Genomic DNA, 23,674 nt, shown 5'->3' on the forward strand with positions numbered 1-23,674 from the left:
GTGGTACCACGGAAACTCATTTCGTCCTTTTATTTGGATGGAGTGGGTATTTTTTATTTTGGAGAGGAGAGAATGGATATGAAGATGGTGTTTATTGGTGCTGGTTCCATGGCTGAGGCGATGATTGCAGGAATCATCCAATCTGGTTTTGTCTCCAGGGAGCAAATTTTAGTAACGAATAAGCAAAATGGTGATCGTTTGACCTATTTACAGGAAACCTATGGTGTAACTATTTTTAAGGATAGGGAAATCATTCGTGATGCATCCATCGTTATTCTTTCTACTAAGCCTTATGATATGCAGGATGCAATTGCAGAAACGAAGGATTATATTTTACCGGATCAGCTTGTGTTATCTGTTATTGCTGGGATGGAAACAGGCTATATTGGCAAGTTATTAGGTGATCAGCATGCGGTTGTTCGTGCGATGCCGAATACATCTGCCTCCATCGGGCAGTCTGCCACAGCAATAGCTCCAGGAGAATATGCGACAGAGGCACATATGCAGCTGGCAGAAACATTATTTCAGACGATTGGCGAAACGGTTCGAATAGAGGAATCATTGATGCATGCGGTGACAAGTGTTTCCGGAAGCGGCCCGGCGTATTTTTATTACATGGTGGAAGCGTTGGAACAAGCAGCAGAGGAACTGGGACTACAAGGCAAAATAGCCAAGGATTTAATTATCCAAACCATTATTGGCGCTGGAGAGATGCTGAAGCAGACAAATGAACCTGCAGCTGTGCTCCGTGAAAAAATTACCAGTCCAAACGGAACGACGGAGGCTGGGATACGTACATTGGAAGCACAGTATTTTCAAGAAGCAATAGTTGCTTGTGTAAAGCAAGCTTGCCAAAGATCAATGGAGCTGGGCAAAATAGAATAATGTTCAGAAAGGGGCTCCTATTATGCCAAAGTGTGCCCATTGTGACAGACAGTGGCGTTATACGGAAACGTTGCAGCAACTTTTTTCCTTAAAATGCCCGGTATGTGGGAAAAAAAATTATCTAACTGCCAAATCGCGGAATTGGAATGGTATGTCCTCACTCCTTTATTTGCCAGTGATCATACTTATATTCATGTTCAGTGAACTATCTATAGTTGGTATGGTGTTCCTTGGTATCGGCCTTTTTCTCGTTAGCATGATGGTTCAGCCGCTCATGCTCGAGTTAAGCAAGGAAGAAGAACCGTTTGGATGAAAAAAAGGAGCTGATGCAATGATTCCATTACACGCTCCTTTTTGGCTTTTATTTCATGAGTTCATGCCGTTTCCAACTACGGGATTGACCAATAAAGTGGCCAATTTTTTCTAGAATAGGCTCGATGGACTGTTCTTGCTCCATCAAATCATAGTCAGAAATATTAATGCGCAAAATTGGACAAGCATTAAAGTTATTAATCCAGTTTTGATACCGCTCGTACATTTCCTCCCAATAGGAAATGGGTGTTGTTTTTTCCATTTCTCTACCACGTAATTGAATGCGACGAAGGATTTCATCGAAGGATCCCTCTAAATAAATCAATAAATCCGGATGCGGGAAAAATGGTGTCATAACCATCGCATCAAATAAATTGGTATAGGTTTCATAATCCGTTTTGGACATGGTGCCTTTTTCGTAATGCATCTTTGCGAAGATACCAGTATCTTCATAGATGGAGCGGTCTTGGATAAAACCTCCACCATATTCAAAAATCTTTTTCTGCTCTTTGAAGCGTTCTGCCAGGAAGTAGATTTGCAGATGGAAGCTCCAGCGTTCGAAATCTGCATAAAAGTTTTCCAAATATGGATTGGCATCTACTTTTTCAAAGGAAGTTTTAAAGTTTAGTGCATCGGCTAATGCCTTGGTCATGGTTGATTTTCCAACGCCGACAGTCCCGGCAATCGTGATCACGCTGTCTTGTGGAATTTGGTACATATCTCTTACACTCATAGATGTATTCCCCTTGTTATTCATTTTGGCACCGCAGCACGTGGTTTTAAATAATCCTCCACCTGCGTAATAATTTGTTTTAAATCGTCCTGATGCTGAACAAAATCCAATTCATCGCCATTAATCCGAATGACAGGTATGTTTGGATGTAATCTCTCAAATTCATTCATATAATCCTCATAATCTGCCGCAAGCTGCTTCAGGTATGCGGGTTGAATGTTTTGTTCAATCTCTCTTCCGCGAAGCTGAATTCGTTTCAAAATGGTATCCAGGCTTGCATGCAAATAAATCATCATATTAGGAACGGGCATATCTGCCGTTAAAATCTGATAAATTTGTTTGTATTTTTCGAGCTTGTCCGCTGGAAGTGTACGCTTCGCAAAAATCATGTTTTTCGATATATGATAATCAGCTATGACAGGTTTTTGGTTGTTTAAATAGTCAACCTCAATGTCCTCCAGCTGTTTAAATCGGTTGCACAGAAAAAACATTTCCGTTTGAAAGCTCCATGCCTCAATTGATTCGTAAAATTTGCCGAGAAAAGGATTTTCCTCCACAATTTCCTTTAATAAATGGTACTGAAAATGGGTAGCCAGTTTTTTTGCTAAGGATGTTTTTCCAATACCTATTGGTCCTTCTATCGCTATAAATGGAACTTGTTCCATTCTGAAACCTCCAATCCATTCTTCCATCAACACAGATGTTTTTATTTTACCACAGTATGAAATGTCCTTCACCAAAAGAAATATCGCTTTAATTTTGGAATGGCTTTATTGTATAATAAAAACATTGCATATGTATTTGCCCTCGTAGCTCAGGGGATAGAGCGTTGGTTTCCTAAACCATGCGTCGCAGGTTCGAATCCTGCCGAGGGCGCTTTTGTGTAGCAATTAATGATGTAAAAATGATCCCCCATATCCAATGACATGAGGGATTTGTTTATTTATCCTGATTTAATTTGTCTTTCAATTCGCCAATCTTTTCTTTGGCGTCACCTTTTGCTTTATCTACTTTTCCTTCCACTTGCTTCTTTTTGTCGTCGGTTGCCTTGCCATAAGCTTCTTTTGCTTCGCCCTTTGCTTTGTCGGCAGCACCTTTTACTTTATCTTTAAATCCATCACTCATATTAATTCCTCCTTCATTGGAAACACTGTATAATTCTATATACCACACTGCCGTTCCATTAAACATGGTTTCAAAAGCGGCGGTCATGGGAAATAAATAGTAATTTTGTTAAAGGGTTGTGATGGCCATGAAGGGAAAAGATACATTCATTCGATTTATGGGTGGAAGAAATATCATATTCTTTTTTGTCACCCTGATTTTGATTGGCTTAACGGTTATAGTATATAACAAAGTTTCTTTCATATTTCATCCGTTCATTATTATTATTTCTACGATTGCACCACCTGTAATTATGGCGTTGATTGCCTTTTATCTGTTAAATCCGATTGTAAATGCATTGGAGAAAATACGGATTGGACGGCTTTGGGGAATCATCCTGCTAATCATTGCCTTTACAGGTGCGGTAACAGGATTGTTGATTATTACGATTCCAAAAATAGAATCACAGGTTCTGGAATTAATTGATAACTTTCCGGATTATATTGCCAATATAAATGATGGAATCCATGCATTTATCGGAAACTCTTTCTTGGGGGATTACTTTGAGGAAGGACGTCAATGGCTGGACAAAACAATAGGTGATTTACCATCCAAAATTGGTGACAATATTGGAAATGCAATGGAAAGTATCTCTGGATTTGCGAATACGATTACCACGATAGTTATCTCATTCATTACTTTTCCATTTGTGTTATTTTTCCTATTGAAGGATGGCAAACAGTTCAAGTCCTATTTCGTTAAGTTATTTCCGAAGCGTTTCAGAAATGATTTGGATACGATTTTGCATCAAATGGATACACAGGTTGGATCATATATTCAGGGTCAAATTTTCGTAGCCTTTTGTATTGGTTTGTTATTATTTATTGGTTACTGGATCATTGGTTTAAATTATGCTGTCACACTAGCGATTGTTGCTGCAGTGACAAGTGTTGTACCATACTTGGGTCCCATGATTGCCATTACCCCAGCTATCATCATCGCGATGGTTACCTCACCATGGATGCTGCTGAAATTAGTTATCGTCTGGTTCGTGGTGCAGTTTTTAGAGGGGCACTTTATTTCCCCGAATATTATGGGAAAAACAATGAAAATACACCCACTCACGATTATGTTCACCTTATTAATTGCTGGAAAAATATTTGGTGTCATTGGGGTTATTTTAGCAATACCGGGTTATGCGATATTAAAAGTAATGGTTAAATATTTATTTACCAAATTAAAGCTTCGTTATGTGAGATTTTATGGAGACGAATATGAATAAGAAAAAGAGGGAGACCGCCACATTGCTGGCGGTTTTTTAAAATTCTTTTTTTATCCGATTAACAGTCAGCTTTGCTGGATAAATGGCGACGTTGTGTGCTATCTGAAATATGGAATGATATGAATGGATTGGTATGTATGCGCTTCCAAATATTAGTTTTATGTAAGGGAATTCGGGGAATGTCTTTTTAATAATAGGATTATTTATAATATTCGAATCATAGAATAACAGACAAGACATCCTATTTTATAGAAGGGAGTAATAACATTGAGCCTGACGAAGAAGATACTGATTGCCTTGGTTCTTGGTGTCATTGTTGGGATTGGTTTGAGCTTTGCGCCTGAAAATGTATTTTCATTTCTTGATACGTATTTGCTCAACCCAGTTGGAAAAATCTTTTTGAATTTAATTATGATGATTGTGGTACCGATTGTATTTGTGTCGATTGTGCTTGGAACAGCAGGATTAGGGGAACCTGCTAAACTTGGAAGAATTGGTGTGCAGACCATAACGTTTTATTTGGTAACAACTGCTATTGCACTTGTTATCGGGCTTGCTGTTGCATTTATTTTGCAGCCAGGAAAAGAAGGTATGTTTGATGTGAATACGGCCAATTTTGAGCCAAATGCTGCACCGCCAATTATGGAAACCATCATTAATATTATCCCATCGAATCCAATTGAAGCGATGACAGGAGGAGATATGCTTCAGATTATTGCATTCGCGATTTTTGTTGGAATCGCACTCGCTATTTTGGGTGACAAGACAGCAGGCATTACAAAGCTCTTTGATCAAGCAAATGAAGTGTTAATTTTTATTGTTAACCTTGTAATGAAAGCGGCTCCATATGGTGCCTTTGCTTTAATTGCCTCTGCTGTAGGGGATTCAGGCATTAGTGCGCTTGGGTCAATGGGGATGTATATGATTGCCGTTATCCTCGCACTGTTTATTCATGCACTTGTAACGTATAGTGTAGCCATTCGGGGATTAGGAAAAGCAAGTCCGATTAAATTTTATAAAGGATTTTTCCCAGCAATGTCCGTTGCATTCAGTACATCGAGCTCCAATGCAACCTTGCCAATTTCCATGAAGGCGGCCCAGGAGAACCTCGGTGTCAAAAAATCAATCAGCAGCTTTGTACAGCCACTCGGTGCGACGATTAATATGGATGGAACCGGCATTATGCAGGCGGTAGCGGCTGTTTTCATCGCAAATGTTTATGATGTCCACCTTGGTGTATCAGCTATTTTAATGATTATTCTTACGGCTACACTTGCCAGTATTGGTACGGCAGGTGTTCCAGGCGTTGGTTTGATTATGCTGGCAATGGTTTTAAAGCAGGTCGGCTTACCAGTAGAAGGAATTGCACTCATCATCGGTGTGGATCGCCTATTAGATATGCTACGGACCTCCGTTAATATTACCGGTGACGCCGCTTGTGCATACATTATTTCTGAAAATGAAAAACGAAGGGAAGAACAAGGAAAAACAGACCCGGCTATTTAAAATCTTTCCTTTATGAAATAAACACACAGGCTGAATCCCATTGATTGGAATCCAGCCTGTGTTTTTTGGTTAAATCCTGAATGGAGTAAGTTAAACAGCATTTAAGTGATGCGAAATCATATATTTTCTGAAATGGAGTAAGATAATCAGCATTTAAGTTACTCGAAATCGTTTATTTTCTGAAATGGCGTAAGATAAACAGCATTTAAGTTACTCGAAATCGTTTATTTTCTGAAATGGAGTAAGATAAACCGCATTTAAGTGATGCGAAATCGTTTATTTTCCAAAATGGCGTAAGTTAAACAGTATTTAAGTTACTCGAAACCGTTTATCTTCCAAATTGGAGTAACATAAACAGCATTTACTTGATGTGATTTGCTGCTTTTTTCGCAAATGATGTCAATCGAACTTAAATGACTTTCGTAATGGTGAATTGATCGGTTAGTAGCAGCCAGTTTTGTGGGAAGGATAAGCCAAGCTTCCAATAGGCAATCCCTCTGAGTTGTTTTTCTTCTATTAAATTAAATTTTGCTTGAATAGAGCGGGCATCTTCAAACCAAACTTCATGTGTTTTTCCATCAGCGGCTGTGTACTGGAAAAAGGGTGCCTGTGCCACGATATCATAAGAAATACTGGCATTGTTTTCACGCGCTAACTGGATTGCTTGTTGGGGGCTGACTGCGCGTGCATATGGACCGCCGGCAACGAAAGGCAAGGTCCAATCATAGCCATATAGATTTTGTCCGAGGATGATTTTATCTGCTGGCATTTGTGTTAATGCGTAATCAACCACTTTCCGAACTTCATTGATAGGAGATACTGCCATTGGTGGTCCAGCGCTATATCCCCATTCATATGTCATCAGGATAACGAAATCGGCAATTTCGCCATGTGCTGCATAGTCATGCGCTTCATATACAATTCCTGTTTGGGTGGAGCTAGTTTTTGGAGCGAGGGCTGTGGATAGGGTAAGTCCCGCCTGTGCAAAGCGTGTTTTGGCTTTGCGTAAAAAATCATTATATGCTTCGCGGTCCTCTGGCAGTAAAAATTCAAAATCAAAATGTACATCGTGGAATCCCCCGGAAGTTGCCGTATTTACGAGGTTATCCAATAGCGTGTTTTGAACGGATTGGACAGTTAAAATGATATGACCAAGCTCCGAACTAAAGGCACCTTCCTCCAAGTTGGTCACGACAAGCATCAATGCCGTTTGATGATTGCCAGCAATTGTAGCAAGATTATCTATCGGTGGAGCAACAAGACTGCCATCACGCTGAACCCGATAGCTGAACAGCGCTAAATAAGTTAATTTTTCTGCATGGTTTTCAACGGCGTGGATAAGTGGTGTGGAGACCGTATCTCCCATCGGTTCCACGTAAGCGATGGATATTATTTCCCTTTTTGGTCGTGGTGGAATGTATAATCGAAGTCCTACTGGCAAAGTGGCGGTGGCTGAGATTTGATTTATTTCTGCCAATGCTTGATAGGTGGTACCGAAGCGCTGGGCTATATCATAAAGACTGTCCCCAGGCTGAACAAAATAAAATTGACCAATGATTGGAATAACGAGCGCCTGGCCAATTACGAGCTCATTAGGGGTAGAAAGCTCATTCGCCTCTATAATTGCAGCGGATGTGGCCCCATACAGCTGAGCGATGGACGTAATTGTATCTCCGCTAGCAACAATATGAATTTGCATTTGTATTTCCTCCCTTCTGTATCAAAAAACAATCCTCCTACACTATATGAAGGAATATTTTCTTCTATACATTCTCTACCCATGCCATCGTGCTTGCCAAAGCAATTCATTGCCAGTAACATAATGAGCAGAAGGACTTTGCATACAATTTCTAAGCAGAAAAGCAGTGATTATAATGACAGATGAACAATATATGCAGGAAGCCATTCAAGAAGCAAAAAAAGCCGGCGAACAGCAGGAGGTTCCAATTGGAGCGGTCATCGTCCATGATGGAAAAATTATTGGCCGTGGGTTTAATATGCGTGAGTCGAGTCAAACAACCTTGTCCCATGCAGAATTGCTTGCGATGGAGGAAGCAAATAAATATATCGGCAGCTGGCGGCTGGAGGATTGTACGCTTTATGTGACGCTTGAACCATGTCCGATGTGCGCAGGAGCTATAGTACAATCACGTATCAAACGGGTTGTATACGGTGCAACAGATCCAAAAGCAGGCTGTGCAGGTACGTTAATGAACCTATTAGATGAAAAAAGATTTAATCACCAGGTTGAAATGAAAGCTGGTGTCATGGAAGCCGAATGCCGCACATTACTGACTGATTTTTTTCGTGCGTTAAGAAAAGCAAAAAAAAAATAATACCATAAAGAAAAGGTACAAATTCCTCAAATCCAGGGCATTCTTTTTATCATCGTAATTACAGGGAGGTATAAGACAGTGGAACGATTACGCATTTTCTCTTCAAAATAATAAACATTTTGGGGAGGGGTTTCATATGACAATTGTTTTTAGGGAAGATAAGTATATTGAACAGGTTCAATTAAAGGCATTATACGAAGATGTCGAATGGTATGCGTATACAAATGATGTGGACCAATTGCAACAGGCCATAAGCAATTCTCTGTATGTTTTATCTGCATGGGATGAGGGGCAATTAGTTGGTTTGCTGAGGGCAGTTGGTGATGGACTAACCATTTTGTATATTCAGGATGTGCTAGTGTTGCGGCGGTATCAGAATCAGGGGATTGCCTCTGCAATGATGAAACAAGTGATGGAGAAATACAAAGCTGTTCGTCAAAAGGTGCTTTTAACAGAAGAAGCTCCAGATGTCCGCCATTTTTATGAAAAAAATGGATTCCAATCCTGTGATCAAGGTACAACGGTGGCATTTGCTTCATTCAATCTTTAGTATTGGATAAAATGATGTGGCAGCTAAATTTTGGTAATCCTGTTTTATTCAAAAATAAAGAGGAGACAGAATAGCCGCTATGGAAGGGTTATTTTGTCTCATTTTCATTTTGAAAAAGAGGATGATGTAATCACCGCATGAATTTCCATTGCAATCTTGGTATTAAATCGGTATAATAAATAATGTCGTGCTAGGCGGGGAATTAGCGGTGCCCTGTACTCGCAATCCGCTATAGCGAGGCTGAATTCCCATTTGAGGTGTGGCGATTTTATGGTCTGCCTCTAGGAATTGGTGTTGACGCACAGGTCCTGCGCAACAGAAACCCATGAACCCTGTCAGGTCCGGAAGGAAGCAGCAGTAAGTGGTCATTTCCGTGTGCCGCAGGGTCACCTGAGCCGAGCCATGAACTAGAGTAACGCATAGGGACGTCGCATCGAGAGTGGGTGCACGGCGTACATAAGCTAAAAAAGCTGCATCAGGGAGGAGCCCTGGTGCGGTTTTTTTCAAGTAAAAGAAAGTATTAGTTCTGATGCTATTTTAAGACTTTGACAGCAATGGCATCGTCCAGCTTAAGCACCCAGCAACGATCAGATCTTTTGATGGGGCGAGCATCGCGCAGTCCCAAACTTGGGCCTACACGATGTAGGTCATGAAGGCGTTGTCCCAGGACGGGACGATTTTAGCCTTCCTTCCTTAAAACTTCCTACGATAAGTCAACTATGAATCGCTAAAGCGTTTCGAGTTCCTTTATCTCGTCAGATAAATTGGAAGTTCAGCTAAAACCGTTGCTAAACAGGTGCTTGCGATTTTTGCTAAACATACATTTCAAATGCTACGTTATTCTTTTCCACTTCTTTAATTCCACACATCGTGAATGTATTGCAATCATCTATATGCAAGATAAAATATGGTGTATCTATCAAGAATGTAGTTTGCAGCAATTTTCCTAGTCAATTTCATTCCCATTGGTTCACTTTCTGCGTAATAATCGGTATAATTAAGGAGAAATCATGGAGGGGAACGTGCATTATGAGCTATCAAGCATTGTATCGCAAATGGAGACCGAGAACATTTCAGGATGTCGTTGGTCAAACACATATTACTCGTACATTGCAGAATGCGATTGCCCAGCAAAAGTTTTCACATGCTTATATTTTTTCCGGTCCTCGTGGAACAGGAAAAACGAGTGCAGCCAAAATTTTTGCCCAGACAATCAACTGTGAGCATGCACCTGCAAAGGAACCATGTAATGAATGTGCGGCCTGTAAGGGAATCTTAGATGGCTCTATTTCAGATGTTATTGAAATTGATGCTGCCTCCAACACAAGTGTTGATGATATTCGTGAGATTCGTGATAAGGTAAAATATGCATCCAGCGTTGTACCATATAAAGTGTACATCATTGATGAGGTGCATATGATTTCAGTGAATGCCTTCAATGCGCTCTTAAAAACATTAGAAGAGCCGCCGAAGCATGTCGTATTTATTTTGGCTACGACAGAACCGCATAAAATACCGCTTACCATCCTATCGCGTTGCCAGCGCTTTGATTTTAAACCAATTTCCAATCAGGCGATTGTGGAGCGGATGCAGACGATTATGGATGCAGAGCAATTGTCTGCATCAAAGGAAGCTTTGGATGCTGTTGCATTGGCTGCTGAAGGTGGAATGCGTGATGCATTAAGTATTCTGGATCAGGCTGTGTCCTATAGTGACGCGGCTGTTGAACTGGAGGATGTACTGGCCGTTACTGGTGGAGTATCCCAGCAAATTTTGACAGATATGGTTCAATCCATGTATCAGAGGGATATGAAACAAGGATTAACATTATTGGATGATTTGATTCAGAATGGAAAAGATCCGGGACGATTTGTGTATGATTTGCTGTATTTTCTACGTGATTTGCTACTCTATAAAAGTGCACCATCACTGGAAAACATATTGGAGCGTGCTGCATTGGATGATGCATTTAAGCAGCTTGCAGAAAAGGTGGATGCAGGCTGGATACAGGATGCCATTATGCAGCTGAATCAATGTCAGCAGGAAATTAAATGGACGAATAATCCAAAGGTATTTATTGAGATTACACTTATAACGATTACCAATAGACATGTGGAGCACCAAGCACAGCCAGCTGATACAGAGGCCATTTCGGGGCTGACTGCGAAGCTAGCATCTTTGGAAAAGGAATTACAAGCATTGAAGCAGGCGCCTCCAGCACAGGGAGCACCAGCTGCTGCACCGGTTAGAAAGCCACAGCCGCGTGCCTCGAAGAATCAATATAAAATTCCATATGAACGAATTCGTCAGGTTTTACAGGAAGCACAAAAGCCACCCCTGAAGGAAGTACAATCTCAATGGGCTACATTTTTAAATACATTGAAATCAACGAATGCACCGGCACATGCAACCATTATAGATAGTAAGCCTGCTGCATGTTCAGAGCAAGCTGTTGTCGTGGCATTTAAATATGATATTCATTGTTCGTTGTTTTTAGATAATCGGGAGCTAGTGGAATCTGTATTGGCTCGTACGATGAATAAGCAGCTGACAATTATCCCAATTCCAATCCATGCATGGACGGAGCTTCGGGAGGAATATATAAAGAATCAGGATCCATCAGACCCCCAGCAAGAGCAAGCGGCCAATCCACTGGTTGATGAAGCAAGGAAGCTCGTAGGGGATGATCTGGTAGAAATCCATGATTGATTAGAAATGACAAATACTGTTCACTTATAAAAGGAGGCGTTTTCCATGAAAGGTATGGGAAATATGGGTAATATGATGAAGCAAATGCAAAAAATGCAAAAGAAAATGATGAAGGCTCAGGATGAATTACATGAAATGAGCTTTGAGGCTTCTGCTGGTGGCGGCATGGTAACTGTGTTTGCCAATGGTAAGAAGGAAATCACAGAAGTAAAGATAAATGAAGAGGTTGTCGATCCAGATGATGTAGAAATGCTGCAGGATCTCATTTTAACCGCTGTGAATGACGTGCTGAAACAAATTGATGATAAGACGAATGAAACGATGGGACAATTTACAAAAGGTTTACCTGGTGGCATGTTCTAGGAGGCTTAACGTATGTATTATCCAGAACCAATTTCAAAGCTGGTAGACAGCTTTACAAAATTGCCGGGAATTGGCCCAAAGACTGCCGTCCGCCTGGCATTTTTTGTTTTGAATATGAACGATGATGATGTAATGGAATTTGCCCAGGCATTGGTAAACGCTAAACGCGAGCTATCGCATTGTAGTATTTGCGGTCATATTACCGATCAAGATCCTTGCGCGATTTGTCAGGATACATCACGGGATTCATCCGTCATTTGTGTGGTACAGGACCCCAAGGATGTGATTGCTATGGAAAAGATGAAGGAATTCCATGGTAAATATCATGTATTACATGGTGCAATCTCTCCAATGGATGGGATTGGCCCAGAGGATATCAATGTACCTGATCTTTTGAATCGCTTAAAGGATGAGGAAGTAAAAGAGCTTATTCTTGCAACGAACCCAAATATTGAAGGGGAAGCAACTGCAATGTACATTTCTCGTCTTGTGAAGCCATCTGGCATCCGAACGACCAGAATTGCACATGGGCTACCAGTTGGCGGGGATTTGGAATATGCTGATGAAGTAACCCTTTCTAAGGCGCTCGAGGGAAGAAGAGAATTGTAGAATTTAGGTGACATCATGGCGAGAAGAAGCAGAAAAGTAAAGAAAAAAGATATTGATCAAGAGCTGTTGGCTGCTATTTTTAACGTAGAATTTGAATGGAAGCAAATTCGTTCTATTGTAGAGAAGAGTATTGAACCAACTGTGGATGGTCAAAAAAGAGAAGCAATCGCACAAGCCAAGTATTTATTTTTGCTGCGTGAAGCTCGTCGCCGCAAAATAAGTGCGATACGATATACGAAGTGAATCAATCAAAAGACAAGGGGCACAAGAATGTGGTTTCCCTTGTCTTTTTTTAATTGTCTTTTCATTCCTGTGCATATCTTTTGGATAGTTTTTCTTGATGCAAAAAATAAATATAACTATGACTTTTAATTGATGTCCAGCTACAATAGCGGTGTCCAGCTTAAGTGCCCAGCAACTATCAAACTTCGAACTTCTTCCTACGATAAGTCAACTATGAATCGCTTCCGCTCTTCAAGTTTCCTTTATCTCATCAGAAGCTCTCCAGTTTGTACGTTGCTGAACGGGCACTGCACTTTTCTTGATGCAATTGAAATACCTGTTCCAGGGAGATATTGTATTTTTTGGCAATTACAATAACGTTTCCCAGTACATCTCCTAATTCTTCCATAAGAGCTGTTTTGTTGCTTTTATATGATTCCGTTTCTTCATCGGGTCTGTCCCTGCCGATTTCCAGTGCCCGAATTGCACGTGCTACTTCACCGGTTTCTTCTGCCAAAAAGCCGATCCGAATAAAAATATCGAGATCAGACCATCCTCGTGATGCATAATATTCTTTTACCCATTGCTGAAATTCTGTCACATCCATTATGAGTTCTCCCTTCTGCTTTGCTTTGTAAAGTTTAACAAATGACACAGACTCTTGTATAATGAAAACGCTAATTGGTTAGGAGGGTGTAATGGTGAATAGTATTGCAGTATTTTGTGGTTCAAGTAATGGAGCATCAGAGGTATATGTGGAAAGTGCTAGGGAGTTTGGTATTGAATTGGCAAAGCGCGGGATTACACTTGTTTATGGTGGTGCTAGTGTCGGTGTGATGGGCGCTGTGGCAGATGCTGTATTAAGTGAAGGTGGACAGGTTATTGGAATTATGCCGAGCTTTTTGGAGCAACGTGAAATTGCCCATGAAGGCTTAACCAAATTGATTGTGGTCGACTCCATGCATGAGCGGAAAGCAAAAATGGCTGAGCTGGCAGATGGATTTGTTGCATTACCGGGAGGACCGGGCACGCTGGAAGAATTTTTTGAAGTGTTCACATGGGCTCAAATTGGACTTCACCAAAAACCATGCGGCCTATTGAATATAAACAATTATTTTGATCCATTATTGGAACTGTTCCAACATATGACAACGGAAGCATTTTTACAGGAGAAATATCGGGACATGGCTATTGTGGAATCTATGCCTAATCGGTTACTTGATCGGTTCCATACCTATCAAGCTCCAACGATTAAAACATATGCTTAATCTGTAATGGAAGTACCCCATAAAAGAGGACGCGCCAAACTATTGATTTGGCATGTCTTCTTTTTTTTCAGTATAACTGTCTGTAAAACTACCTCAGATTAATGAACACCAACCTCCCAATTCGTTCAACTAATCTCCGGTGGAAGGTGAAGGATAAACGCCACTGATTGAAGTTTTCCCTTTATTTGCTTTAATAATCTATCACTTTTCATATTAGATTATTTAATTAACATTACTAAATTACTAGTTAATTCCTACTGAAAATAATCATTGGTAAGGTCTTTGGACCCTATTTGCTCCGCCTAAATACGACAATCCATTTTTAATTTATCTAGAATAATGTCGAATAATGAGTGAATATGTATAAAAATGACGAATAAAATTCTTTGCAAACATCATATTTTTGATTTTAGTTCTGTTGTTTTTGCTAATATAGGTAAAGTTATTCATTTTTTGCCAATTCCATTTACACTTTATATTTAGTATGATTACCATAAGACTAAATTAGCAATAAAAGTAAATATCAGCCAAATGGCTTTTCATCTAGTCCAGCTGCTTCATCCTTGCACCCATACCCCATAAAATGGGCGTGATCAAAATGAATCATTTTGATCAGGATTGTCGCAGAAAGAAAAAATATCTAAATGTTATACCCAAAATCCCAATGGAAGTCTTTGTGTACAAGGCTTGCAGATTGATGACCCCATGATATAAACTCCAACCCTTGCTTTTTAATCCAAATACATTTATAGGTTTGACCACATTGAGATTTCCTTGATTAAGGAACATGTTACAAGCAGTATAATTCCAACTTTATTATTTTGAATATTCTAACCGAATAATCTATGTAAATCCATTAAATATACAAGGAAAGGTAGAATAAAACTTATGTTTGAATCGAAGCGAAGGGCACTTATATTTTTAATCCTATCATTTATTCTAGCAGTTATAGCGGGTACGTTATTTTATAGTAAATTCCAGGACTTAAATGCAGATTTGGGAAAGATGACAAAAGTATATGTGGCAGGGAAGAATCTTCCATCGCGACAAACAATCAAAGGGAATGATGTGATAAGCATCGAAATACCAAACAGATATGTAACAGATGCACATATTTTATCCCTTGATCAATTGGAAAATCAGGTATCAATTATTCCATTAAAAGAAGGAGATCTTATTACAAGTAACATTTTGAAACCATATACCGATTTAACTTCAAACGGGAATCGGCTGGTGGAAATACTCCTGGAACAGGGCAATGTACATTTTGATGATGAACTGGAATACCTTGATTTAGTGGATATCATCGTTTCTCATAGTTTCAACGAGGACGGTGACCCTATTACAGAATTGTTTATGGCGGATGTGCCTGTACAAAAAGTATTTATGGGCGATGGCGGCATGAGTGGTGTTGCATTGGAAGTAAAGTCAGAGGCTGCAACAGAACTAATTCATATGGAAAATTATGCAGATTATATTAGGGTTCTGAAATCAGGTGCTGGTGATAAACAGCTTGCTGATACCAAAGCAGTAGAACAGAAAGATGAAGAACCCGGGGATGTACAAGCTGATGTAATAGAGTCGGAGGAATCTAATCAGCATATGGAAGAGCAGGTTGAAGATTCAACCGACGACAAGCAGGACAAAAAGAAAGATAAACAAGATACCAATAAAAATACAGATAAAAAGAAGGACAAAGATCAAAAATAGCAATTGGTCGTGTACTCCTGTGAACCGTCTGCAAAACGCTCATCTCAAAACTTTAGATGATTCAACATAGGTTAAGTGGGAGATAACGGAAGAACACCCAAATCGTTCATCAAACCATCGTGTGGGAAGAAGGAAAACCCCACTAGCTTTCATTATATGTAATGGTCATTTTGTCGATATTTCAAGAATGGACTTTGGAGGATAAACAATGGATACCCAAGTGAGAATATTACTAGTTTGTGATAACAAGGATCTGAAAAACCAAATCATATCGTATATAAATAGAAATGATGCGTCCCTTCGCGCAATATCAACGAGAGAAATAAAAACAGAAATTGATCGGATTTCACCGCATATTGTGCTTTTAGCAGACTATGATCATGCGATGGACATTGAAGTAGTTCAGTATATTCAACATGAAATTAGTGATTCATTTGAGCCGGTATTCTTTTATATTACAAACCTGCAAAACTTTACTTTGCTACGTGAATTGATACGGGAAGGTGTAAATGATTATTTTGTGCTTCCTGAAGAGTTACCAAGCCTGAAAGAAAGACTGGAACGCGTGATGTATGTAGTGAAGGAACGAATTAAGTACCAAACAGAGGCACTTGCTACTGGACAAACCCAGCCTTTCAAGAAAGGTAAAGGACAAATACATGCATTTTACAGTGGAAAAGGTGGGGTTGGTTGCTCCTTATTATCCACGCTATATGCACAAACCATAAAGTTTGAATCGACAGCTGAAGTATTATTTATCGATTTGAATATCCAATATGGTGGAGCAGAAACATTTCTTGGAATTGAAAAAATCCGTTCCTATGCGGAGCTACTTCCGGTAATGGACGAGCTCAATGAAAACCATATTCGGAATGTTGCTGTAAAGGAGCCAAATTCCAAGCTCGACTTATTACTAAGCCCCCAGGATGCAGAGGTGGCTGAACGGATGACAGAAGACCACATCATTCGTTTACTGCGCACTTGTCGACGGGCATATGACATGGTGATTATTGATTTACCAGCACATATGGATTCAAAAACATTTACAGCGCTATCAGAGTCTGAACTTATCTATTATGTCATGACATTGGATACACCTTCGATAACTGGATTTAAGCGGGTCCAAGATCTTTTTAAACGTTTACGCATGGATACAAATGGTCGCTTACAGGTTTTGATTAATCGGTTGGAGAAAAGTAATGAATTGGTGCCTTCAGACGTAAATGAATTCATTACCTACCCTATACGGAAAATATGGATGATAGAAATGGCCCATAAACGGGTTTGGTATAAAGAAACAGATGTCATCAAGCCAAATCCGTTCTTTTTTCTATTGTTACATCATACATAATATTAGGTGGACAAGGGAAGGGAGAGGCTGACGTGAGCTCTGTAATTGTTATTTCAGTCATAGTTGGGCTGATTATTTTATTGTTATTTATTGGTGCTCCAGCGAAACCGATGCGTTTGATTGCAACGGGGACGGTTAAGTTTGGGATTGGTATTCTGTTATTGTTTTTTATCAATGTAATTGGTGGCTCATTTGGACTTCATATTCCAATTAATCTATTTACTGCAGCAATATCCGGTTTTTTAGGTGTGTTTGGTCTGGCGTCACTTGCCGCAATCCAGTGGTTTATCTTCTAACCATGCGAGTTTAAAAAAAGTTTGCCAGTTTCATGGTATATTTTTCGCTAGATTGGGAGATGCTAATGGCTAACGGAGGTGGGAATATGAAGGAGTCCACTTATATGGAACGCTGTGGCATCTGTGAGGAGAAGAAGGAGCGGGGGATTCATTTGTATACGATGTTCATTTGTTGTGAATGTGAGTATAATATGATTCATACTGAACCGCGTGAAGAAAAATATCAATATTACTTGGATAAGCTAAAAAATATAAACCAACCAACTTTATTTTCATAGATTGGAAAGGGTCTTTGCTTGCAAAGGCTTTTTTTATTGTCTTAAGATAAGTTTAATTTCATGTGTAGAAGGGGACTCAATCATGACAATAGATCAGAGGCGGATGCCGCTTTTTAATAGATTGCAGGAATTTGGTAAGCGTCGCACTTTATCATTCCATGTCCCAGGGCATAAGAATGGTACGATTTTTCCAAGGGAAGCAGAACATGCTTTTGCAAATATACTTGGAATGGATTTGACGGAGTTAACGGGCTTGGATGATTTGCATGCACCAACCGATGTCATTGGGGATGCGGAGCGGCTGGCAGCCATGTATTTTCAAGCTGCGCAAACTTTTTTTCTGGTGGGTGGAAGTACAGTAGGGAATTTGGCAATGATTTTGGCTGTATGTCAACCGGGGGATAAGCTAATTGTACAGCGTAATAGCCATAAGTCCATTATGAATGGTTTAGAATTGGCTGGCGCGGCACCGATATTTATTTCTCCGACATATGACGATAAAAAAATGCGATATATTGCACCGGATGAGGCAGGGTTGGAGCAGGCCATTCAGCAGCATCCAGATGCGAAAGGGGTTGTGCTAACCTATCCGGATTATTTTGGTACCATTTATGATTTGGAAAGCATAACAAGGTTGGCACATGATTATGGCATGCCGGTATTGGTGGATGAAGCGCATGGTGTGCATTTTTCATTGGGGAAGCCATTTCCACGTACTGCACTCGAACTTGGTGCAGATGTGGTTGTACAGTCCGCTCATAAAATGGCACCTGCGATGACAATGGCCTCGTATTTGCATTGCCAATCCGACCTTGTTTCAAAGGAGCGGCTGGCACATTATTTACAAATGCTGCAATCTAGTAGTCCTTCCTATCCGTTAATGGCCTCCTTGGATGTGGCACGATTTTATCTTGCAACGCTGACAAAGGAGAAATTGGCAAGTATTTTAACAAGTGCAGAAGAGGTTAGGAAGCTATTTCAAACAGCGAAAAACTGGCAGGTAATTGATAGTAATGATCCGTTAAAGATTACCTTGCAAGCTGCAGCTGGGTTAACAGGGTATGAGATAGCAGATGCGTTTGAACAGGAAGGCATTTATCCGGAATTGGCAACTGATCATGAGGTGCTCTTTATCCATGGCTTGGCTTGCTTGGAGGAAAGGAAACGGCTACAGTTAGCAATCAAACAGGTCGATGAGCGGTTAAAAAAAGATATCGAAAAGGCAGCCATGCCAATTGTGCATCTTTTTTCTCATACGTTTCAACAGTTGGCGTATTCCTATCCGGAGATGCAAACGTTAAAAGTGCGGAGGATTCCTCTTCCGGCTGCTGCTGGATTTGTAGCAGCGGAAGCGGTGATTCCATATCCACCGGGTATTCCTATTTTGCTAAAGGGTGAAAGGATCACATCCCATCATATTAATGTGATTCAACAAATGCACATGCAGGGTGCAACCTTCCAGCATCGGGCTTTGGATACTGGTATATCTATTTTTGAAATGTAATCGGCATGCAGATTTGTATCGTGTATGATGAGCATTTTACATATGAATGATATCGGAACAGAAAAAGAATATTGAAACGTGAAAAAGGTTGCAAAAGCATGATACAATAGAAGTGGATAACCTATTTTTAAAATAGGTGCTTTTTCAAAAATCCTGTGATTTGACATTTGACTAAGTTTCAAAGGGTCTGTGTGTAGGTTCGTATCAATTAATCGAACAAAACAATACTGCTTTCACTGGTATTTAATCATTTCAAGCTATTCCTCATTCCTTTTGGTGGAGGATGGCAGGAGGCTACAAGGACGGTCGAGGTAGAAGCTATGCTCGCCGACTAACGTTACACTTCATATAAAGGAGCATACTTGCATGCATGGATGTTTTATTACATTTGAGGGTGGCGAGGGAGCGGGTAAGACGACTGTGCTCGCTGCACTTGCAGATCATTTAAAAGAGCAGGGCTATGCTGTTCTGACAACGAGAGAGCCCGGCGGTATAGAGATTGCCGAGAAAATCAGAAATATTATCCTGACGCCGGAACATACGATGATGGATGGCCGAACGGAGGCTTTATTATATGCTGCTGCGAGACGACAGCACTTAGTCGAAAAGGTATTACCGGCCTTACAAGCGGGTAAAATTGTTTTATGTGACCGTTTCATTGATAGCAGCCTTGCTTACCAAGGATATGCAAGAGGGCTTGGAATAGATGAAGTGTTTGCCATTAATCGGTTTGCAATTCGTGATTGCATGCCGGATTTAACACTGTTTTTTGATATTGATCCGGAAAAGGGATTGAATCGAATTGCAGTGAATAAAGATAGAGAAAGAAACCGTTTGGATTTGGAGGCGTTATCCTTTCATAAACAAGTATATGAAGGCTATCAATTGGTTGTGGAAAGATTTTCCGATCGCATTCAAACCATTCAGGCGGATCAAACACTTGAACAGGTTGAGAATGAAACGCTTCTTCAAGTTTCTGAATTTTTGAAGCACCATCCATTTTAAAGGAGGTAAGATGATGAAGTTAATTATTGCTGTCATTCAAGATAAGGATTCAAATCGTTTAACAGATGCCCTTGGTAAGGGTAATTTTCAAACGACGAAGCTAGCTACAACTGGAGGTTTTTTAAAGGAAGGGAATACGACACTCATGATTGGGTGTGAGGATGAGTATGTGGATGAAGCATTGAATATCATTCGCGATAATTGCTCACAGCGTCAGCAAATGGTAGCACCAATCTCACCGATGGGTGGTAATGCTGATTCTTATATTCCAAAACCGGTTAAAGTCGAGGTTGGTGGGGCTACGGTATTTATTCTGCCAATCGAATCGTTTTTACAATTTTAATGATTTGGTTAGAAAGGAGGCTGGACAATGAAGGTCAACCAGGATATGCGCACACAATTGGATACCATCCAGCGGAATACACGAACTACGGGAGAGGTAAATACGTCCTTCAAGGGACTTGTCCAGTCTCATACGAATAAATTAGGTAATCAGGAGTTACAACGTCTCGTACAGGAAATAACCGTGCAGGGAAATAAGCTGGCCCGTTATCGTTCTTTACGGGATCTAGTGAAATTTAAGCGTTTGGTAAAAGGATTTTTGGAGGAGGCTGTTTCGAACGGTCTTGAATTAAAGCAAAATCATCATTTTAGTTTGAGTGGGGAAAGTCGTAATTTAACGATTATCCAAGAAATAGATGAAAAGCTACTGCAATTAACTGAGGAAATAATGAGCCATGAAAAAAAATCAGTGGATCTACTGGGATTGATAGGTGAAATAAAAGGTCTGCTAGTTAATTTGTATATGTGAGCTGTTCCAAATGAACGGAGAAGGAAAATGATGAAAACATGGTCTGATGTTTCGGAAGTCCAGCCATTGGCAAGTAAAATATTAATGAACAGCATTCGAAAAGGGCGGATATCCCATGCTTATTTGTTACAGGGTGAGCGTGGAACTGGGAAAGAGGCAATTGCGCTCTTATTAGCCAAGGGGCTGTTTTGTACAAATAAATCAGATGTTGAGCCGTGTGGTGTTTGTAACATGTGCAGGCGGATTGAGTCTAGAAACCATCCCGATGTGCATTGGCTTGAACCAGATGGTCAATCGATAAAAATAGAACAAATTAAAAACCTGCAAAAAGAATTCACCTATTCCGGACTGGAGTCAAATCGTAAGGTCTATATTATTAAAGCTGCTGATACGTTGACATTAAATGCTGCTAATCGAATTCTAAAGTTTTTAGAGGAGCCAAGTAAGCAGACAACGGCGATTATGCTGACTGAAAATAGTCAGTCCATCATTTCAACGATTCGTTCGCGGTGTCAGGTCATTGATTTACAGCCATTGAATCCGACCTCCTTCAAGAGGCAGCTAATGGATGCCGGGCTTCAGCAGCAGGATGCAGTATTAATGAGTGCCCTTACAAACAATGTAGACGATGCAATCGCTTGGAGTACCGATGCATGGTTTGCAGAGGGTCGAAAATTAGTGGTACAATTGGTTGAAATGTTTGTCCATAAACCAGAGGATGTCTTTTTATTTATACATCAGCATTGGATTCCACATTTTAAGGAACGGAGCCAGCAAGAACAGGGCTTGGATCTGCTACTGCTAGCTTTTAAGGATATTCTGTATGCGCATTTGGGCAGTGGGGAGGACACAGCTATGCTGCATATGCCAGCTGAACAACTCAATCAGCTGGTTATGTTTTACTCACAGCAGAAACTAATTACCATCCTTCATGAACTGCTGCAGGCAAAACGGAATTTGAAGCAGAATGTCCATGCTACTTTGGTAATGGAACAACTAACGCTTCAAATACAGAGGTGAATCATAGAATGGTAGATGTTGTTGGTGTCCGCTTTAAAAAAGCGGGTAAAATATATTATTTTGACCCTGATGGGTATACTATTCCACAGGACAGCTATGTCATTGTGGAAACAGTAAGAGGAGTAGAGTTTGGCAAGGTTGTTGTTGCCGATCGTACCGTCGATGAGGAGGATGTTGTGCTTCCTCTGAAAAAGGTAATTCGCATCGCAGACGAAAAGGATAAAGCTGTCGTGCTTGAAAATCAAGCGTATGCAGATAATGCTTTTACAACTTGCACGGATAAAATCAAGGACCATCAGCTAGATATGAATCTAGTGGATGTTGAATATACGTTTGATCGAAATAAAATTATTTTCTACTTTACAGCTGATGGACGCGTGGATTTTCGTAATCTAGTAAAGGATTTGGCTGCATTGTTCAAAACAAGAATTGAACTGCGTCAGATTGGTGTCCGGGATGAGGCGAAAATGTTAGGTGGAATTGGTCCTTGTGGTAGAATGCTATGCTGCTCGACATTTCTTGGAGACTTTGAGCCAGTGTCGATTAAAATGGCAAAGGACCAAAATTTATCATTGAACCCAGCAAAGATCTCTGGTCTTTGTGGCAGGTTAATGTGTTGCTTGAAATATGAGAATGATGCGTATGAGGAAGCAAAACGGGAGCTTCCGGATCTTGGCCAATCCATTAAAACGCCTTACGGAAAAGGACGTGTTGTTGGATTGAATATGCTGGAGCGCTTGGTGCAAATTGAAATTCCTGAGAAAGAACGGGTTATCGAATATACAGTAGACGAGCTAGTCGAAGAAGGAATCATCAAAATAGCGCAAGCCACGGAGTAGCGGGGTGATAAGGCGTGCAGTCTAATAGAGAGATATTTGATCAGGTGTCGGATATGGAAAAGCAAATCGGTGAGTTGTATGAACGACTAGGTGAGCTAAAGGGAAAGCTTGGCGATTTGTTAGAGGAAAATCACCGGTTGGCAATGGAAAATCATCATTTGCGTGAGCATTTTGATAGCCAGGAGGATGCCGATCAGAAGATTGCTAAGCAGCAATCGGTGAAAGGAATTCCAGGGGAAGGCTATGACAATTTAGCCCGTTTGTACGAGGAAGGCTTCCATATTTGTAACTTAGAATTTGGCAGCCCAAGACAAAATGAGGATTGCATCTTTTGTTTGGATTTTTTGAGCAAAACGAAATAATACAGATTCAAAAGGGCTGTCTCATAATAAAGGAGACAGCCTTTTTCTCAAGGGTAAGAATGTATAGAACTTTGGCTCTTTTTAAGCTTTTGTGCTGTGCTGACACCAGCCAGCTAAAGCGCCCAGCAACTATCAAACTTTGAGCTTCTTCCTACGATAAGTCAACTATGAATTGGATAGGTTATACTTAACTAGACAGATTCGTTAAGGTCATATAAACTTGATTCAACGGATATCGGAGGAGAATCAACTATGACTAAAAGAAAGCGAAGAACATTCACTAAAGAATTCAAAGAACAAATTGTTAAGCTTCATGCCTCAGGAAAATCAAGAGCCGAAATTATCAAAGAATATGAGCTGACGCCTTCTGCCTTTGATAAATGGGTTCGCCAACACAAGACTTCTGGATCGTTTGAAGAAAAAGACAATCGAACTCCCGAGCAGGAAGAACTAATCAGGCTTAGGAAACGTAATCAACAATTGGAAATGGAGAATGATATTTTAAAGCAAGCCGCGCTGATCATGGGACGAAAGTAGATGTGATTCGCAATAATGCTCACAAATACTCGGTATCAGCAATGTGTGACGTCCTACAAATTCCAAGAAGTACGTATTACTA

The 23,674-nt window shown here is 40.3% G+C and carries 27 protein-coding genes, 1 tRNA gene, 1 other RNA gene and 1 pseudogene; 25 read left to right on the forward strand and 5 right to left on the reverse strand.

Annotation, left to right across the window (positions count from 1 at the left end; genetic code table 11):
• The first annotated feature begins 78 nt into the window (after positions 1 to 78).
• Positions 79 to 885, forward strand: coding sequence for a pyrroline-5-carboxylate reductase (proC, locus tag DX933_RS01835; RefSeq protein WP_123314803.1), 807 nt, complete (start codon positions 79 to 81; stop codon positions 883 to 885).
• A 22-nt stretch (positions 886 to 907) separates the two neighbouring features.
• A complete protein-coding gene (locus tag DX933_RS18845) occupies positions 908 to 1,198 on the forward strand; it encodes a TIGR04104 family putative zinc finger protein (RefSeq protein WP_123314775.1) in 291 nt (96 codons plus the stop codon).
• 48 nt (positions 1,199 to 1,246) lie between these two features.
• On the opposite strand, the gene DX933_RS01845 is transcribed toward DX933_RS18845, so the two are convergent.
• Positions 1,247 to 1,930, reverse strand: coding sequence for a deoxynucleoside kinase (locus DX933_RS01845; protein ID WP_123314776.1), 684 nt, complete (start codon positions 1,928 to 1,930; stop codon positions 1,247 to 1,249).
• Positions 1,931 to 1,950: 20 nt separating this feature from the next.
• Positions 1,951 to 2,595: a deoxynucleoside kinase gene (locus DX933_RS01850; RefSeq protein WP_123314777.1), complete on the reverse strand. Its 645-nt coding sequence runs from the start codon at positions 2,593 to 2,595 to the stop codon at positions 1,951 to 1,953.
• A gap of 138 nt (positions 2,596 to 2,733) precedes the next feature.
• Here DX933_RS01850 and DX933_RS01855 point away from each other — a divergent pair.
• Positions 2,734 to 2,806: transfer RNA gene (locus tag DX933_RS01855), tRNA-Arg, on the forward strand.
• A gap of 63 nt (positions 2,807 to 2,869) precedes the next feature.
• On the opposite strand, the gene DX933_RS01860 is transcribed toward DX933_RS01855, so the two are convergent.
• Positions 2,870 to 3,055 (reverse strand): CsbD family protein, encoded by a 186-nt coding sequence (locus DX933_RS01860; RefSeq protein ID WP_397315663.1) that lies wholly within the window; start codon positions 3,053 to 3,055, stop codon positions 2,870 to 2,872.
• A gap of 127 nt (positions 3,056 to 3,182) precedes the next feature.
• On the opposite strand from DX933_RS01860, the gene DX933_RS01865 reads away from it, so the two are divergent.
• On the forward strand, positions 3,183 to 4,316 hold the full coding sequence (locus DX933_RS01865; RefSeq protein ID WP_123314778.1) for an AI-2E family transporter: 1,134 nt from the start codon (positions 3,183 to 3,185) through the stop codon (positions 4,314 to 4,316).
• 267 nt (positions 4,317 to 4,583) lie between these two features.
• Complete coding sequence (locus DX933_RS01870; RefSeq protein WP_123314779.1) at positions 4,584 to 5,822, forward strand: dicarboxylate/amino acid:cation symporter; 1,239 nt, start codon at positions 4,584 to 4,586, stop codon at positions 5,820 to 5,822.
• Between the two features lie 409 nt (positions 5,823 to 6,231).
• Here the strand turns inward: DX933_RS01870 and DX933_RS01875 are convergent, their stop codons facing one another.
• Positions 6,232 to 7,521, reverse strand: a complete 1,290-nt coding sequence (locus tag DX933_RS01875; protein WP_123314780.1) for a glycoside hydrolase family 18 protein — start codon at positions 7,519 to 7,521, stop codon at positions 6,232 to 6,234.
• A gap of 175 nt (positions 7,522 to 7,696) precedes the next feature.
• Here DX933_RS01875 and tadA point away from each other — a divergent pair, with 175 nt between their 5' ends.
• The 7 genes from tadA to DX933_RS01910 all read left to right on the forward strand — a co-directional run bounded on the left by tadA (position 7,697) and on the right by DX933_RS01910 (position 12,632).
• Positions 7,697 to 8,158 carry a tRNA adenosine(34) deaminase TadA gene (tadA, locus tag DX933_RS01880; protein ID WP_123314781.1) on the forward strand — a complete coding sequence of 154 codons (462 nt, stop codon included), beginning with the start codon at positions 7,697 to 7,699 and terminating at the stop codon, positions 8,156 to 8,158.
• A 136-nt stretch (positions 8,159 to 8,294) separates the two neighbouring features.
• Positions 8,295 to 8,708 carry a GNAT family N-acetyltransferase gene (locus tag DX933_RS01885; protein ID WP_123314782.1) on the forward strand — a complete coding sequence of 138 codons (414 nt, stop codon included), beginning with the start codon at positions 8,295 to 8,297 and terminating at the stop codon, positions 8,706 to 8,708.
• A 185-nt stretch (positions 8,709 to 8,893) separates the two neighbouring features.
• An RNA gene (ffs, locus tag DX933_RS01890) (signal recognition particle sRNA large type) lies at positions 8,894 to 9,159 on the forward strand.
• 578 nt (positions 9,160 to 9,737) lie between these two features.
• Positions 9,738 to 11,417: a DNA polymerase III subunit gamma/tau gene (gene dnaX, locus DX933_RS01895; protein ID WP_123314783.1), complete on the forward strand. Its 1,680-nt coding sequence runs from the start codon at positions 9,738 to 9,740 to the stop codon at positions 11,415 to 11,417.
• Positions 11,418 to 11,462: 45 nt separating this feature from the next.
• Positions 11,463 to 11,780, forward strand: coding sequence for a YbaB/EbfC family nucleoid-associated protein (locus tag DX933_RS01900; protein ID WP_123314784.1), 318 nt, complete (start codon positions 11,463 to 11,465; stop codon positions 11,778 to 11,780).
• A 12-nt stretch (positions 11,781 to 11,792) separates the two neighbouring features.
• Entirely contained in the window at positions 11,793 to 12,389 is a 597-nt protein-coding gene (gene recR, locus DX933_RS01905; RefSeq protein WP_123314785.1) for a recombination mediator RecR, read from the forward strand.
• 15 nt (positions 12,390 to 12,404) lie between these two features.
• Complete coding sequence (locus DX933_RS01910) at positions 12,405 to 12,632, forward strand: YaaL family protein (protein ID WP_123314786.1); 228 nt, start codon at positions 12,405 to 12,407, stop codon at positions 12,630 to 12,632.
• A gap of 250 nt (positions 12,633 to 12,882) precedes the next feature.
• Here DX933_RS01910 and DX933_RS01915 read toward each other — a convergent pair whose 3' ends face one another.
• Positions 12,883 to 13,218 (reverse strand): MazG nucleotide pyrophosphohydrolase domain-containing protein, encoded by a 336-nt coding sequence (locus tag DX933_RS01915; protein WP_123314787.1) that lies wholly within the window; start codon positions 13,216 to 13,218, stop codon positions 12,883 to 12,885.
• Between the two features lie 94 nt (positions 13,219 to 13,312).
• Here DX933_RS01915 and DX933_RS01920 point away from each other — a divergent pair, with 94 nt between their 5' ends.
• The 13 genes and pseudogenes from DX933_RS01920 to DX933_RS01980 all read left to right on the forward strand — a co-directional run.
• Complete coding sequence (locus tag DX933_RS01920; RefSeq protein WP_123314805.1) at positions 13,313 to 13,879, forward strand: LOG family protein; 567 nt, start codon at positions 13,313 to 13,315, stop codon at positions 13,877 to 13,879.
• Positions 13,880 to 14,767: 888 nt separating this feature from the next.
• Positions 14,768 to 15,589, forward strand: coding sequence for an SAF domain-containing protein (locus DX933_RS01925; RefSeq protein WP_123314788.1), 822 nt, complete (start codon positions 14,768 to 14,770; stop codon positions 15,587 to 15,589).
• A gap of 208 nt (positions 15,590 to 15,797) precedes the next feature.
• Positions 15,798 to 16,940, forward strand: a complete 1,143-nt coding sequence (locus tag DX933_RS01930) for an AAA family ATPase (RefSeq protein WP_123314789.1) — start codon at positions 15,798 to 15,800, stop codon at positions 16,938 to 16,940.
• 32 nt (positions 16,941 to 16,972) lie between these two features.
• Complete coding sequence (locus tag DX933_RS01935) at positions 16,973 to 17,236, forward strand: pro-sigmaK processing inhibitor BofA family protein (RefSeq protein WP_123314790.1); 264 nt, start codon at positions 16,973 to 16,975, stop codon at positions 17,234 to 17,236.
• Between the two features lie 65 nt (positions 17,237 to 17,301).
• Positions 17,302 to 17,514 carry a sigma factor G inhibitor Gin gene (locus DX933_RS01940; RefSeq protein WP_223805843.1) on the forward strand — a complete coding sequence of 71 codons (213 nt, stop codon included), beginning with the start codon at positions 17,302 to 17,304 and terminating at the stop codon, positions 17,512 to 17,514.
• 82 nt (positions 17,515 to 17,596) lie between these two features.
• A complete protein-coding gene (locus DX933_RS01945; protein ID WP_123314792.1) occupies positions 17,597 to 19,018 on the forward strand; it encodes an aminotransferase class I/II-fold pyridoxal phosphate-dependent enzyme in 1,422 nt (473 codons plus the stop codon).
• Positions 19,019 to 19,384: 366 nt separating this feature from the next.
• On the forward strand, positions 19,385 to 20,023 hold the full coding sequence (tmk, locus tag DX933_RS01950; RefSeq protein WP_123314793.1) for a dTMP kinase: 639 nt from the start codon (positions 19,385 to 19,387) through the stop codon (positions 20,021 to 20,023).
• Positions 20,024 to 20,036: 13 nt separating this feature from the next.
• A complete protein-coding gene (locus DX933_RS01955) occupies positions 20,037 to 20,366 on the forward strand; it encodes a cyclic-di-AMP receptor (RefSeq protein ID WP_123314794.1) in 330 nt (109 codons plus the stop codon).
• A 27-nt stretch (positions 20,367 to 20,393) separates the two neighbouring features.
• Positions 20,394 to 20,834 (forward strand): YaaR family protein, encoded by a 441-nt coding sequence (locus tag DX933_RS01960; protein ID WP_123314795.1) that lies wholly within the window; start codon positions 20,394 to 20,396, stop codon positions 20,832 to 20,834.
• Between the two features lie 30 nt (positions 20,835 to 20,864).
• On the forward strand, positions 20,865 to 21,854 hold the full coding sequence (holB, locus tag DX933_RS01965) for a DNA polymerase III subunit delta' (protein WP_123314806.1): 990 nt from the start codon (positions 20,865 to 20,867) through the stop codon (positions 21,852 to 21,854).
• An 8-nt stretch (positions 21,855 to 21,862) separates the two neighbouring features.
• Positions 21,863 to 22,693 (forward strand): PSP1 domain-containing protein, encoded by an 831-nt coding sequence (locus DX933_RS01970; RefSeq protein WP_123314796.1) that lies wholly within the window; start codon positions 21,863 to 21,865, stop codon positions 22,691 to 22,693.
• A gap of 53 nt (positions 22,694 to 22,746) precedes the next feature.
• The gene (gene yabA / locus DX933_RS01975) at positions 22,747 to 23,055 is read left to right on the forward strand and encodes a DNA replication initiation control protein YabA (RefSeq protein WP_123314797.1); all 309 of its coding nucleotides are present in this window, start codon (positions 22,747 to 22,749) and stop codon (positions 23,053 to 23,055) included.
• A gap of 252 nt (positions 23,056 to 23,307) precedes the next feature.
• Positions 23,308 to 23,674: pseudogene (locus DX933_RS01980) on the forward strand (transposase); the annotation flags it as partial.

It is taken from the genome of Ornithinibacillus gellani (assembly GCF_003730295.1).
Lineage (GTDB): Bacteria > Bacillota > Bacilli > Bacillales > Amphibacillaceae > Ornithinibacillus_A > Ornithinibacillus_A gellani.

Coding starts and splice junctions, on each gene's coding strand:
- proC (WP_123314803.1), top strand. CDS start 79: ATGAAGATGGTGTTTATTGGTGCTGGTTCCATGGCTGAGGCGATGATT.
- DX933_RS18845 (WP_123314775.1), top strand. CDS start 908: ATGCCAAAGTGTGCCCATTGTGACAGACAGTGGCGTTATACGGAAACG.
- DX933_RS01845 (WP_123314776.1), bottom strand. CDS start 1,930: ATGAGTGTAAGAGATATGTACCAAATTCCACAAGACAGCGTGATCACG.
- DX933_RS01850 (WP_123314777.1), bottom strand. CDS start 2,595: ATGGAACAAGTTCCATTTATAGCGATAGAAGGACCAATAGGTATTGGA.
- DX933_RS01860 (WP_397315663.1), bottom strand. CDS start 3,055: ATGAGTGATGGATTTAAAGATAAAGTAAAAGGTGCTGCCGACAAAGCA.
- DX933_RS01865 (WP_123314778.1), top strand. CDS start 3,183: ATGAAGGGAAAAGATACATTCATTCGATTTATGGGTGGAAGAAATATC.
- DX933_RS01875 (WP_123314780.1), bottom strand. CDS start 7,521: ATGCAAATTCATATTGTTGCTAGCGGAGATACAATTACGTCCATCGCT.
- tadA (WP_123314781.1), top strand. CDS start 7,697: ATGACAGATGAACAATATATGCAGGAAGCCATTCAAGAAGCAAAAAAA.
- DX933_RS01885 (WP_123314782.1), top strand. CDS start 8,295: ATGACAATTGTTTTTAGGGAAGATAAGTATATTGAACAGGTTCAATTA.
- dnaX (WP_123314783.1), top strand. CDS start 9,738: ATGAGCTATCAAGCATTGTATCGCAAATGGAGACCGAGAACATTTCAG.
- DX933_RS01900 (WP_123314784.1), top strand. CDS start 11,463: ATGAAAGGTATGGGAAATATGGGTAATATGATGAAGCAAATGCAAAAA.
- recR (WP_123314785.1), top strand. CDS start 11,793: ATGTATTATCCAGAACCAATTTCAAAGCTGGTAGACAGCTTTACAAAA.
- DX933_RS01910 (WP_123314786.1), top strand. CDS start 12,405: ATGGCGAGAAGAAGCAGAAAAGTAAAGAAAAAAGATATTGATCAAGAG.
- DX933_RS01915 (WP_123314787.1), bottom strand. CDS start 13,218: ATGGATGTGACAGAATTTCAGCAATGGGTAAAAGAATATTATGCATCA.
- DX933_RS01925 (WP_123314788.1), top strand. CDS start 14,768: ATGTTTGAATCGAAGCGAAGGGCACTTATATTTTTAATCCTATCATTT.
- DX933_RS01930 (WP_123314789.1), top strand. CDS start 15,798: ATGGATACCCAAGTGAGAATATTACTAGTTTGTGATAACAAGGATCTG.
- DX933_RS01940 (WP_223805843.1), top strand. CDS start 17,302: ATGGCTAACGGAGGTGGGAATATGAAGGAGTCCACTTATATGGAACGC.
- DX933_RS01945 (WP_123314792.1), top strand. CDS start 17,597: ATGACAATAGATCAGAGGCGGATGCCGCTTTTTAATAGATTGCAGGAA.
- tmk (WP_123314793.1), top strand. CDS start 19,385: ATGCATGGATGTTTTATTACATTTGAGGGTGGCGAGGGAGCGGGTAAG.
- DX933_RS01955 (WP_123314794.1), top strand. CDS start 20,037: ATGAAGTTAATTATTGCTGTCATTCAAGATAAGGATTCAAATCGTTTA.
- DX933_RS01960 (WP_123314795.1), top strand. CDS start 20,394: ATGAAGGTCAACCAGGATATGCGCACACAATTGGATACCATCCAGCGG.
- holB (WP_123314806.1), top strand. CDS start 20,865: ATGAAAACATGGTCTGATGTTTCGGAAGTCCAGCCATTGGCAAGTAAA.
- DX933_RS01970 (WP_123314796.1), top strand. CDS start 21,863: ATGGTAGATGTTGTTGGTGTCCGCTTTAAAAAAGCGGGTAAAATATAT.
- yabA (WP_123314797.1), top strand. CDS start 22,747: ATGGAAAAGCAAATCGGTGAGTTGTATGAACGACTAGGTGAGCTAAAG.